Raw genomic sequence first — 12,021 nt, 5'->3', positions numbered from 1 at the left:
CGAGGAAACAATAAAATGACAACGGTATATCAAAATTTAGACCAGCAGTTTATTCATGGTCAGTGGCAAGCCGGTACTTCAACCAGAACAATAAAAAATATCAACCCCTATACCCAGAGCGAAATTTTTAGTATGCCAGCTGCCAGTTCTGTCGATGTCGACAGTGCTTATACCGCAGCAGAGCAGGCTTTCCAGCAGGGGGGCTTGAAATCCATTGAAGTACGTAAAACAGTGCTGCAAAATTTAATCGCGATCATTCAGCAGCGTCGGGACGAAATCATTGACTGGCTCATTATTGAATCAGGCAGTACGCGCATTAAAGCCGGCGTTGAGGTGGATGCTGCTCTGGGCATCATTCAGGAAAGTCTGGCTTTTCCAGACTGGATCCAAACAGAACAGCTGGAAAGTAAGGATCCGGCACGTAAAAGTATGGTTTTGCGCAAGCCCTTAGGCGTGATTGCTGTCATTAGTCCATGGAACTTTCCATTTCATTTATCCTTACGTTCAGTGGCAACTGCAATTGCCTGTGGTAATACCGTTGTGCTGAAGCCAGCCAGTGATACACCAGTGACTGGCGGCACCTTAATCGGTAAATTATTTGAAGAGGCAGGTTTGCCTGCAGGTGCACTGAATATTGTTGCCGGTGCTGGCAGTGAAATCGGGGATTATTTTGTTGAGCATTCAGTGCCGAAAATGATTTCATTTACCGGTTCGACTGAAGTGGGGAAAAGTGTAGGCAGTAAAGCCTTGGCCAGTTCCCGAATCAAGCGTCTGGCACTCGAACTGGGTGGCAATGCACCTTTGGTCATTCTGGATGATGCCGATCTTGATCTTGCGGTTGAACTAACGCTGATGGGGCGTTTTATGCATCAGGGACAAATTTGCATGAGTACTAACCGGGTCATTGTCGATGCCTCTATCCATGATGCTTATGTAGATAAGCTCCTGGATCGGATCAAAATGATTCCGGTGGGTGATCCAAATCTGGAAGATACCGTGATCGGTCCGATCATTAATCAGAGTCAGGTTGAAAAGCATCAACAGATCATTCAAACAGGCAGTGAGCAGAGCGCGCAACTGGTGTATGAAGGAGGAATTGAAGGGAATCTGGTCTATCCACATATTTTTATTGATGTCGCGGAAGATTCCGATCTGGCGCAGCAAGAAAGCTTCGGTCCAATTTTACCTATCTTAAAAGCCCGGGATGAAGCACATGCTTTAAATCTGGCCAATGCGACCGAGTTTGGTTTATCCAGCGCAGTATGTACTTCAAACATCGAGCGAGGCACTGCTTTTGCCGCACAACTGGATATTGGTATGACGCATATTAATGGTATTAGTGTTGCAGATCAGTCAAATGCACCCTTTGGCGGCGAGAAAAATTCAGGATTGGGTCGTTTTAATGGCCGCTGGATTTTTGAGGAATTTACCCGGACACATTGGTTGACTGTCCCGAATTCATAACAGTCAACGCGCCTAACACTATAGAAATACGACAGGCTTCGACTTGGCATCACGGTATAATCTGATGGTCGAATGATTTACATATATGAACCATGTGCGCCAATTTTAAGCCTTTAACCTTAGAGCAGTTGCATAATCTGGGATTGCCAGAAATTCCTTTTGAATATCCAGAGGAGGTCTATCCCAATTATGCTACACCGCTTTTATTTCATTCAGCTCAAGGACTGGAATGGCGTTCTGTGAATTTTGGACTCATTCCGAAATGGGCAGAAGACAAAACTATAGGCACCAAGACCTATAACGCCAGAAATGAAACCTTACTGCAAAAGCCCACTTTTGCTGAGGCCACTGCCAAATGTCATTTTGGCGTCATTCCGGTATCGGAATTTTATGAGTCCAAATATTTTGACAATAAACCGCAGCGTTGGGGTGTAAGACGTAAAGATGGTCAGGCGACTTTTATTGCAGCTGTGTATGAGATTGCTCGGGTACAAGGGGAAATTGTACGCTCTGCCAGTATGATTACCATGGATGCAATTGACCATCCCATGATGAAGGAGTTTCATGAGCCGGGTAATATCAAACGCTCGGTTATTGTGATTCCACAGCAGCGACTGCAAGAATGGCTAACGCTAAGGCATCCGGATATTCGTAGCTTTGTAGAGGGCTTTCCGGTAGAAGATTTTGAATGCTCACATGTACCAAAAGAAAAAATCAAAAAAGTCAGTCCACAACTGAACTTTTTTGATTTTTAGAAAGCTCTGGCGAATTATTTATTATTATAAAGTATGCGCCAATTCGCCAGCGTCTATTTAAAATAAAAAGTAGGTCTTTAACGAGCTAAATTTTTGAAAATATGACGTAAACTTTCCATGGTTTTTTCAATTTGCAAAGGCGTCAGGCCTTCAAATGACTGTTCCAGTACGACATTGGTCAGATCATTGATCTTATGTGTCATTTGCATGCCTTTGTCAGTCAAAAATACTCGGGTAATCCGTGCGTCATCCTCACATGAATAGGTTTCAACCAGACCTTCGTCTTTTAAGCGGTAGACAATTTTAGTCGTGGTCGACATTTTAGAAACAACCATCTCTGACAAATCAGAAACACTGGCATGCGGTTTGGCTTTTAGTGCAAGAAGGATGCGGCGGCGGGAATTGTCAACACCATACTTTTTTAGTGCATGATCGACATTAACGACGTATTGAGCATGAACCTGAGTTACCCAATAATATGGAAAGTTTTCTAAATTAAATTCTTCCGTACACGGCAAAAATTTTGCATATTTCTTAGTCATGAAATGTTCCTTGTATTTATTTTTCTAGGGCCCGTTCATTTTATGAAAAAGTTTATGCATATTTCAACCTTTATTTTAAAAATGTTAAAGCGCTAACACTTTTTAGTTTTGCTTAACATCCCAAGGAGTTGATCAGTTCTGCATGTGAGCCTTATCTGGCGCGAAGATTGTTCTTTAAAATCGGATGAAAGGCGATAATATTTTGTATAAATTTAATTCCTCATTATGTATTTCGTGAGTAGAAATGTTTTCCAAGACTTTTTATTGTTCTTAAGCAGCCTGTCTGAATAGGTTTTAATGCAAATAATTGTATTTCAATAAATTAATCGATTTAAGAAATATAGGGTGATTGAGTGGTTTTAGTCAATATAGTAAATGATTATTTACAGCTATATTTTTAAGTGATTGTTCTTTCAATAAAAAAATAGTTTATGCTCTAATCTTTAAGTGACCTTAAAAGTAATGGTCTAATCAAACTAAATTCTGTTTATTTTTAATTCAATTCGAATAAATGATGTAGAAAAAATTAAAATTAATCAGTTTCAGCATCAATCAGTTGATCATAAAAGTCTCAATAAAATCATGATCATGTAATTTTTTTGTAAATTAATACATTACAAAATACTCAGTTTATGCATAATGGAATAGTCTTAAGTTGCATAGGTTAAATTTTAATGGATCCCTCGCCGTGCGTTGATCTTCCATCTCTATTTCTAGCTTACTCGAACGGGGTCATTCTCTAATGGAATTTTTATTAGATCCCGGAATCTGGGTAGGTTTAATTACTCTTATTATTCTTGAAATTGTTTTAGGTATTGATAACCTAGTCTTCATTGCCATTCTGGCTGAAAAACTTCCTCCTGAACAACGCGATAAAGCACGTGTTATTGGTTTGTCTCTCGCATTATTCATGCGTCTAGGCCTGTTATTTGCCATTGCCTGGTTGGTCACTTTGACACAACCATTGATTACTGTGTTTGACTGGACCTTCTCCGGTCGGGACCTGATCTTGTTATTTGGTGGCTTGTTCCTGGTGTATAAGGCCGTTACTGAGCTGCATGAAAAGATTGAAGGTAAACCTGAAGTCACAGTGTCTACCAATGTGGTATATGCAAGTTTCACTGCTGTTGTTGCACAGATTGTTGTTTTAGATGCTGTTTTCTCTTTAGATTCAGTGATTACCGCCATTGGTATGGTCGACAATATTTATGTCATGATGGCTGCCATGATTGTCGCAATGGGCGTGATGCTACTGGCATCGAAACCATTGACCAACTTTGTGAATCGCCATCCAACCGTGGTGATTCTGTGTTTAAGCTTCCTACTTTTGATTGGTATCAGCCTGATTGCAGAAGGTTTTGGTTTCCATATTCCAAAAGGCTATATCTATTCAGGTATTGGTGTTGCGATCATAATCGAAGCATTCAACCAGTTCGGTCAGCGTAATGCTGCTAAACATGAATCCAAGATTCCTTTGCGTCATCGTACGGCTGACTCGATCCTGAAGTTAATGGGTGGCAAGCTAGAGACGACCGACAGTCAAAATAATCAGGCACAAGAAACCTTTGCAGATGAAGAACGCTATATGATTGGTGGGGTGCTTACCCTTGCAGAGCGTTCAGTCGCTTCGATCATGACGCCGCGCGGTCAGATTTCATGGGTTGATCTGGAAGATAGCCCAGAACAGATCCGTGAAAAAATTCTGTCTGTTCCACACAGTCTGTTCCCGGTATGTCGCGGTAGCCTAGATAAGGTGATTAGCGTAGTACGTGCCAAAGAATTATTAGATGTACTGGAAGAGCCGGAAGAATTAAAAGCACTGATTAAACGTCATCGCCCAATTTATATCTTTGAAAAGATGAAAGTTATTGACGCGATTAATACCTTGCGTACTTCTAAAGGTTCTTTGGTCTTGGTGAGTGACGAGTTTGGTAATGTACAGGGTCTGATTTCACCGCTAGATGTATTTGAAGCAATTGCTGGTGAATTCCCGGATGCAGACGAACAGCTAGATCTAGTTAAAATCGATGATACGCACTGGATTGCATCGGGCATGTTAGATCTTTATCAGCTTGAGCTTGAGCTTGGCATGATTGATCTGATTGATGAAGATGCCGGTTATATCAGTGTGGCGGGTTTGATTCTGGATAAAACCAACAGTACGGTTGAAGTGGGCACCGAGTTAAATTATCAAGGTGTGCAGTTCAAAGTCACTGAAATTGAAAGCAATCGTATCAAGTCGGTCAGCATTCATTACGTAGGTTAAACAGGTGTTTTAAACACGTTATTTGTTCAAATTCTAAAAGTCAGTTGCTTTAGTGGCAGCTGGCTTTTTTAATGCATGTCTGTTGAATGTGGCTCATTAAAATAATATGAGCCTTCGTTTAAACTGATTTTTATCAGTTTATTCATACTATTAGTCATGTTCCCGATTGAGCTGAATATCCGGATATTGCAGTGAGATTTTGAAGCCGAAAAAGTCAAGTCAGCAATCGAAAATAAGCATGATCAAGCATCAAATATTGATTCATGTAACCTGTTAATCAAAACTTAAAAGTCATATTTAAATACTGACAAAAAATTGAACTACAATTCACATGAACTAGATTTGCATGATGCAAACAGATCTTAAGTAAAATGGAAATCGTTTGTGTGGAAATCATTAGATAAGTTGTATGAAGCCTACTCAGTTCAGAATAAAACTACTCAAAAATGATCTCCGAAAGAGCTAGACAGAACATTTTTAAGGAGATCAATAGAGCAAATGAGCAGGATCAATATAAAGAGGGGCGTTTAGCTATTCAAGAGAACAAACACCCTGTGAAGCGACTAGGGCTTGTTGAGAATTAACAAAGGCTACTGATTAATTTATAATAGTACTATGGATAGATACATACTTACTGATGCCCAATGGGCAAAAATGGAACCTTTTTGCCTAGGTAAAGTGACCGATCGAGGTCGTACTGGAAAAGATAATCGATTATTTTTAGAAGCAGTCCTATGGATTGCCCGTACAGGCAGTCCATGGCGTGATCTACCTCCTCATTTTGGTAAATGGAATACCGTCTTTAAAAGATACCGTGATTGGGTGAAAGCTGGTGTATTTGAAAATATTTTTGCATCTGTAAATGAAGATGTTGATTTGGAATACGCCATGATTGATGGAACGATTGTTAAAGTTCATCGACATGGGCAAGGTGCAAAAGGGGGACTTTCAAACAGTCTATAGGTAAATCTCGAGGTGGAATGACCTGTAAAATTCTTGCCTTAGTGGATAGTCTAGGCAACCTTATTAAGTTTCGATTAATGCCTGGTCAATATCACGATTTAGTAGAAACCAAACCTTTAATTGAAGATGTTGATTTTCAAGCATTACTAGCGGATAAAGCATTTGATGCAGATTGGCTCATCCAAGAACTCAATGAACGTAAAGTGAAAGTGGTGATCCCACCCAAATCTAATCGAAAAGTAATGAGAGCATTTGATACGATTATGTATAAATGGCGTCATCTCATTGAAAACTATTTCTGTAAGTTAAAAGAATTTAAACGTATAGCGATGCGTAGTTGTAAAACAGATACGAGTTTTGAAGCCATGATTCAACTGTGCGCGAGTTTAATTAACTCTCGGTAATTCTCAACAGACCCTAGTAAACTAAATGGATTCTGGCAGAATTTTAAAGTTGGCGTATTGTCGGATTATTTCAGTATTGAGTTGATGGATTTCATCCAGAAAGGCGACATTAAAACTGCCTAATTGTTGCGCACGTTCAAATGCCAATTGCCCAGCAATAGCAAAATGTACATGTGCCGTTAATGCAGCAAGGGCTGGAGAGGTTACTGCGCTATATGCAGCGATCAGTGCACCAAGTGCACATCCCATCGCCGTGATTCGGGGCTGTAAAGCAGAACCGCCTGACACCTGTATCACAGGATAGTCTTTTGAAATAATGTAATCAGATTCACCGGAGATTGCGATACATTCACAATGATCCAGCAAACTTCGCGCCTGTAAATAAACATCCGCACTGTCTACTGTGCTGTCTACACCCTTGGACTCGATCTGCTTGCCAGCCAAAGCACCAATTTCAGAAGCATTGCCTCGTAAAATCGTAGGCTGGGAATGCATCAACTGATCTACGACGCCAGAACGCCAGCGCAGAACTGTTCCATAACCGACCGGATCAAGCACCCACGGTTTTTGCAATTGATGTGCAGTTTTCGCAGCAATCTGCATCGCCTGAACCTGCTCGGTAGTTGGTGTACCCAGATTCAGACTGATTGCTGCTGCAATCTTGGCAAAACTTTCAGCTTCAAAAGGATTGTCGATCATGGCCGGAGAAGCATGTGCAGCCAGTACAATATTGGCGACATAGTTGCTGGCCACCGTATTGGTCATGATATGCACCAGGGGTTGCTGTTGCTGAAGTTTCAACCAGGCTTCACAGATCTGGTCCAGAAGTGTTTGCTGTAATGCTTGCATCGAAGTAGTCATCGTGGTCATTTAGAATAGGAGAAAGATTCGTTGTATTCGGTCAGCGGGTAAAATAATGGTCTTGATGCTTGCAGCTACGACAGAACAGGCTGACATAGTCACTGGCATCATAATCCACCGACAGTTCCTGTGAGCCGCAATGCATACAACGTTTTTGGGAATAGAATTTCAGGCGAGGTTCGATCTTGTGCCACGAACGCCACACCGGCTGAAAGAAGATATTTTCATCATAGCCCAAAAACCGATAAAACAGGATTTCGCTCATCTTGCTGAATGCCAGTTGCGGTGGACGCGGCAGGGTAGAGGTTTCCCATTTTTCTGTAACTGAACGTTCGCGGTACTGCTGCAAGGTTTTTTTCAGCAGATTGGTATTAATAAAGTTTTCATTGCGGGGCTTGAGGGCTTTTTGTTTATATAGATATTCCAGCCCGGTCTGCACCAGATAATAAATCTGACCCACAGCCAGTACATCCAAAAGACGATAGCAAAAGGTCTGAAAGCTCTGATTTCCGGCAATTTGCACATTCCAGCTACGGCAATAGAATTGGGCAAACTGAATGATTTCTTCATATAGCAGGCAATAGAGTGCATCTTTGACTTCATCTGCACTTTTAAAGGGCACACCTTGGCTCAGGTTTTGATAAAACCAGTTGCGCAGCTGCTGGGTGATACTGAACAGGGTCGGTTCAGAATAACCATCCAGTCGCACATTAATATAATAATGCTGATTTTCCTGCTGGAGATCTTTGGGAATCAGAACCTGATCCCGGATCAGGCTTTTCACCAGACCATGTTGGAACAGATAATTGGGACTGATGGAATAATATCGAATTTGATGCCAGTCAATATATTCACGGTGTTGGCTATATTCCTGCACCTGTTCATCCAGAATCGCAAGTAAAAACAGTTTATTGATAAAACTGAGCTGATTCAGCTCAAGAACCGGCCGATCCTGCTTTTTATGATATTGACGGTTTTCCTGTAAACGGACTTCCTTGAGCATGCGTTTACGCTGCGCCAGACATTGTTCGCAATAACAATTGTGCTTTTGATCGGAGTAAAGCTGATGCTGGCAATGGCTGCATTCATGATAGCTCAGCTCCTGATCATATTGTTCTGCCTCAATCCAATACATCGATGCCTTACACAATGGGCAGTGAGTACTTTCATCAAGCTGTTTTTGCAGAACACTGAATACCATGGTCGCGAGCAACTCTAGAATGGAAGGGCATTTGATTATACACGGCTGATGAGATGCAAACGTAGTGGACTGGTGCAATTTTTCTAAATCAGAAATAGTCACCCAAACAGGAGAAGAGCTACCGAAGTAGCTCTGATTTTAAAAACATGAAATGACGTTTTTTAAACCGGGCAGGGTAATGTGTCGTCCTCCTCGCCGCGGTGTTTGGCATGAATTAAGGCCTGAACCTTTTTAGAGGGCACTTTTTTGGCACCGAGTGCATCGTAGGTGTTGAGAATGGCAGTCACTTCATGGGCCTGAAGCGGAATGCCTTCACAGCTCATCAACAGGGCAATCACTTTATGATCAATATTGGCCTGATCCAGGGTCTGCAAAGTTTTGATATTTTCGATCCGTACAACATGCTGTTTTAAATACATGGCTCACCTCATCATCGTTATCATTATTCTTTCATTGGAAGTGTGGAAAAACACAGTTTAACTGTAGCAAGAAGTGTGCTCATTTATTAATCAGAATTTATTCGTTACTCAGCAAATAAAATTATATATTTTTAAATCAGTTATTTATGAAAATGTCAGAAATTATGATCCTGACTATTTTTATGGCACAGATATTTCTTATGTAGAGTCGAGTGCTGCTCAATTAGGCAGAATGCATTGAAAGTGGTGCATGAAATGCCCATATTAGATCTAACAATACAAATGCACAGACAGCGTTTAAAACTTGGCGTATGATTTTGACATGAACAATGTCGAACACGATAAAAGATTAGGACAGGACATGAATATTGCGGCAAACCCGGTGATCGAAGCGGATCAAACCATTTATTTAAAAGACTATCAAAAACCTTGCTTTATTGTTGATTCCATCGACCTGAATATTCAAGTCTATAGTGACCACAGTCTGGTCAGCAGCAAGCTGGAGATGCAGCGCCAAACTGCTGGCGATCTGGTTCTGCTTGGCCGCGATCTAGAGCTGCAATCGATTAAGTTAAATGGTCAAACCCTGAATGCCAGTGACTACCACTTGGATGCTGAACAGCTGGTCATTGCCAATGCACCTGATCAAGTGTTGCTTGAAATTGTGGTTAAAATCCACCCTGAAAGTAATACGATGCTGGAAGGTTTATATCAGGCCAGTTCAGATCTGTTTGTGACCCAAAATGAACCAGAAGGGTTCCGTAAAATTACTTTCTATCCAGACCGTCCAGATGTGTTGTCGGTCTTTACGACGCGTGTCGAAGCAGATAAGAAATATCCGGTTTTGCTTGCAAATGGTAACCTGCTGGAAACAGGTGAAGTCGATGCCAATCGTCACTATGCCGTGTGGCAGGATCCGACCAAGAAACCGAGCTATTTGTTCGCCTGTGTCATTGGTGATTTGGCAGTGATGAAAGATTCCTATGTCACATCGGAAGGCCGCAATGTAGCTCTGGAAATCTACGCAGAAGAAAAAGATATTCCAAAATGCAAGATCGCCATGGAAGCGCTCAAACATTCCATGCGCTGGGATGAGGAGCATTATGGTCTGCCTTATGATCTGGATAACTACATGATCGTGGCGACCAGTGCATTCAACATGGGTGCCATGGAAAATAAAGGTCTGAATATCTTCAATACTTCATGTGTGCTGGCCGATGAAGAGTACACCACTGATGCTGCTATCATGCGAGTGCAGTCAGTCATTGCGCATGAATATTTCCATAACTGGACTGGTAACCGGATTACCTGTCGTGACTGGTTCCAGTTGTGTCTGAAAGAAGGCTTGACCGTATTCCGTGATCAGTCTTTCTCGGAAGATTTACAGTCGGCTGCAGTACAGCGTATTGATGATGTTGCAGTTCTGAAAGCACATCAGTTCCCGGAAGATTCAGGCCCATTGTCACATCCACCGCGTCCGGATCATTTTGTAGAAATTAACAACTTCTATACCGCCACCGTTTATGAAAAAGGTGCGGAAATTAACCGCATGATGGCGACCTTGCTTGGCAAGGAAAAATTCCGTCAGGGAACCGATGAATATTTCCGCCGTCATGATGGTCAGGCGGTAACGGTTGAGGATTGGGTGGCTGCACTAACAGCAGGTTCAGGTGTGGATCTTTCAAATTTCCTGACCTGGTATAACCAGCCGGGTACGCCTAAACTTCAAGCAAAAGCTGAATATGATGTAGAGACCCAAATCTATCGCCTCAGCTTTAAGCAAAGCCTGAAAACCCATGCTAAATATCCAAATCTGAAAGCAGTACCCATTCCAGTCGCTTTGGCATTGTTTGATGCTGAAACAGGTAAGCAGCTAACGTTGAACTCTGAGGCACTCTTTGAAAATGGCGTGAAAGATGGCGTGTATCTGTTTGATCAGGATGAGGCAACGATCGAATTTAGCGGTGTGACAGCAAAACCAGTGGTGTCCTTGCTGCGTAATTTCTCTGCACCAGTGAATCTGGACTTTGACTATTCAGAAAAAGAGCTGGCTTTCCTGTTGCAATATGAAACGAATGGTTTTAACCAGTGGCAAGCAACTCAGACCTTACTCGAGCGTATCTTGCTGGATGACCAGCCTGCAGAAATTTATATCGAGGCTATGCTCAATACCTTGCCGGATGTGATTGAGAAAGATCCGCTGTTGGCATCACGTCTGTTTGATATTCCGTCGGAAGGTTATTTAGGTAGCCGTATTGATCAGGATTATAATCCAGTCATGATTCAGGAAAAACGTGAGGCTTTGCTGCATACCTTGGCACGCGCATTTGGGGAAACAGCGAAAGAAACTTATCTCAATCTGGATCCTGATCTGCAATCTGAATTCTCGCAAGCAATGGGCGTGCGCGCCTTAAGAAACATCATGCTGACGATGATTGCTCGTCAGGGAGATGCATTTGCCTTTGATTTAGCCCATGAGCAATATCACACAGGCAATATGTCTGAACGTTTGGGTGCGCTGAAAGTCTTGGTCTGGAATGATGCACCACAAGCAGAAGAAGCTTTGGCAGATTTCTATAGCCGCTTTGAAGATGAAGCCTTGTCTTTAGACCAATGGTTTATGGTTCAGGCAGCACATCCAAAAGCAACGGATGCAACGATTGCGTATCTGACCCAGCATCCGGATTATGATCTGGCTGTGCCTAACCGTATCCGTGCAGTGAGCGGGGGGCTGAATGCTAATCCGGTCAATACCTGGAGCTTTGGCGTGCAGCATTTTATTGGACTGGCAAAATATCTGGACGAGAAAAATCCGATTGTAGGCTCACGTTTGCTACAGGTATTGTCACGCTGGTATACCTTGGCAGAACCGCAACGCAGTGAAGTGAAAGCACAACTTGAAACCTTAAAGCCACTGGTTAAATCTAAAAATGTGTCTGAGACACTCAATAGTATGCTCAGCGTATAACATCAATATTCATAAAAAACCGGATCGACCTGATCCGGTTTTTTATTTCCTGTTTATTTCAAACGCTGGCTTTAAATACAGTTGAATTTCTCTAAAGGCTTAGGTAAGTACTAAAGGGTGTTACAGTATGATTATACGGAAAAGAGTATTTGTTTATTAAGCTGTAAGCTAGGTAAAG

The 12,021-nt window shown here is 41.9% G+C and carries 9 protein-coding genes; 5 read left to right on the top strand and 4 right to left on the bottom strand.

Annotation, left to right across the window (positions count from 1 at the left end; all coding sequences use genetic code 11):
- Positions 1-15 precede the first annotated feature (15 nt).
- Positions 16-1,464: an aldehyde dehydrogenase family protein gene (locus HGD77_RS09240; RefSeq protein WP_138742532.1), complete on the top strand. Its 1,449-nt coding sequence runs from the start codon at positions 16-18 to the stop codon at positions 1,462-1,464.
- Between the two features lie 92 nt (positions 1,465-1,556).
- Complete coding sequence (locus HGD77_RS09235; RefSeq protein ID WP_005247305.1) at positions 1,557-2,219, top strand: SOS response-associated peptidase family protein; 663 nt, start codon at positions 1,557-1,559, stop codon at positions 2,217-2,219.
- Between the two features lie 77 nt (positions 2,220-2,296).
- On the opposite strand, the gene HGD77_RS09230 is transcribed toward HGD77_RS09235, so the two are convergent.
- Positions 2,297-2,761, bottom strand: a complete 465-nt coding sequence (locus HGD77_RS09230) for a MarR family winged helix-turn-helix transcriptional regulator (protein WP_004278843.1) — start codon at positions 2,759-2,761, stop codon at positions 2,297-2,299.
- Between the two features lie 742 nt (positions 2,762-3,503).
- On the opposite strand from HGD77_RS09230, the gene HGD77_RS09225 reads away from it, so the two are divergent.
- Both HGD77_RS09225 and HGD77_RS09220 read left to right on the top strand, forming a co-directional pair.
- The gene (locus HGD77_RS09225; protein ID WP_005247303.1) at positions 3,504-5,027 is read left to right on the top strand and encodes a TerC family protein; all 1,524 of its coding nucleotides are present in this window, start codon (positions 3,504-3,506) and stop codon (positions 5,025-5,027) included.
- Between the two features lie 615 nt (positions 5,028-5,642).
- Positions 5,643-6,394 (top strand): IS5 family transposase gene (locus tag HGD77_RS09220; RefSeq protein ID WP_138742533.1). Its coding sequence is split into 2 segments (ribosomal slippage): positions 5,643-5,979 and positions 5,979-6,394, totalling 753 coding nucleotides; the frame shifts between segments, so codons are not numbered across the junction.
- 21 nt (positions 6,395-6,415) lie between these two features.
- Here HGD77_RS09220 and thiM read toward each other — a convergent pair.
- The 3 genes from thiM to HGD77_RS09205 form a co-directional block, all read right to left on the bottom strand.
- Positions 6,416-7,264 carry a hydroxyethylthiazole kinase gene (gene thiM, locus HGD77_RS09215; RefSeq protein ID WP_138742534.1) on the bottom strand — a complete coding sequence of 283 codons (849 nt, stop codon included), beginning with the start codon at positions 7,262-7,264 and terminating at the stop codon, positions 6,416-6,418.
- 31 nt (positions 7,265-7,295) lie between these two features.
- Positions 7,296-8,456, bottom strand: a complete 1,161-nt coding sequence (locus HGD77_RS09210; RefSeq protein WP_005106588.1) for a hypothetical protein — start codon at positions 8,454-8,456, stop codon at positions 7,296-7,298.
- Positions 8,457-8,617: 161 nt separating this feature from the next.
- Positions 8,618-8,875 (bottom strand): hypothetical protein, encoded by a 258-nt coding sequence (locus HGD77_RS09205; RefSeq protein WP_004278839.1) that lies wholly within the window; start codon positions 8,873-8,875, stop codon positions 8,618-8,620.
- A 361-nt stretch (positions 8,876-9,236) separates the two neighbouring features.
- Here HGD77_RS09205 and pepN point away from each other — a divergent pair, with 361 nt between their 5' ends.
- The gene (gene pepN / locus HGD77_RS09200) at positions 9,237-11,843 is read left to right on the top strand and encodes an aminopeptidase N (RefSeq protein WP_138742536.1); all 2,607 of its coding nucleotides are present in this window, start codon (positions 9,237-9,239) and stop codon (positions 11,841-11,843) included.
- Positions 11,844-12,021: the final 178 nt, after the last annotated feature.

The organism is Acinetobacter sp. NEB149, from assembly GCF_012516415.1.
GTDB lineage: Bacteria > Pseudomonadota > Gammaproteobacteria > Pseudomonadales > Moraxellaceae > Acinetobacter > Acinetobacter lwoffii_V.
Note: the sequence above shows the minus strand (reverse complement) of the source record. Positions and strands in the feature narration are given on the sequence as shown.

Excerpts from the sequence above, each read along its gene's own strand:
- HGD77_RS09240 (WP_138742532.1), top strand. The coding sequence starts at position 16 with ATGACAACGGTATATCAAAATTTAGACCAGCAGTTTATTCATGGTCAG.
- HGD77_RS09235 (WP_005247305.1), top strand. The coding sequence starts at position 1,557 with ATGTGCGCCAATTTTAAGCCTTTAACCTTAGAGCAGTTGCATAATCTG.
- HGD77_RS09230 (WP_004278843.1), bottom strand. The coding sequence starts at position 2,761 with ATGACTAAGAAATATGCAAAATTTTTGCCGTGTACGGAAGAATTTAAT.
- HGD77_RS09225 (WP_005247303.1), top strand. The coding sequence starts at position 3,504 with ATGGAATTTTTATTAGATCCCGGAATCTGGGTAGGTTTAATTACTCTT.
- thiM (WP_138742534.1), bottom strand. The coding sequence starts at position 7,264 with ATGACCACGATGACTACTTCGATGCAAGCATTACAGCAAACACTTCTG.
- HGD77_RS09210 (WP_005106588.1), bottom strand. The coding sequence starts at position 8,456 with ATGGTATTCAGTGTTCTGCAAAAACAGCTTGATGAAAGTACTCACTGC.
- HGD77_RS09205 (WP_004278839.1), bottom strand. The coding sequence starts at position 8,875 with ATGTATTTAAAACAGCATGTTGTACGGATCGAAAATATCAAAACTTTG.
- pepN (WP_138742536.1), top strand. The coding sequence starts at position 9,237 with ATGAATATTGCGGCAAACCCGGTGATCGAAGCGGATCAAACCATTTAT.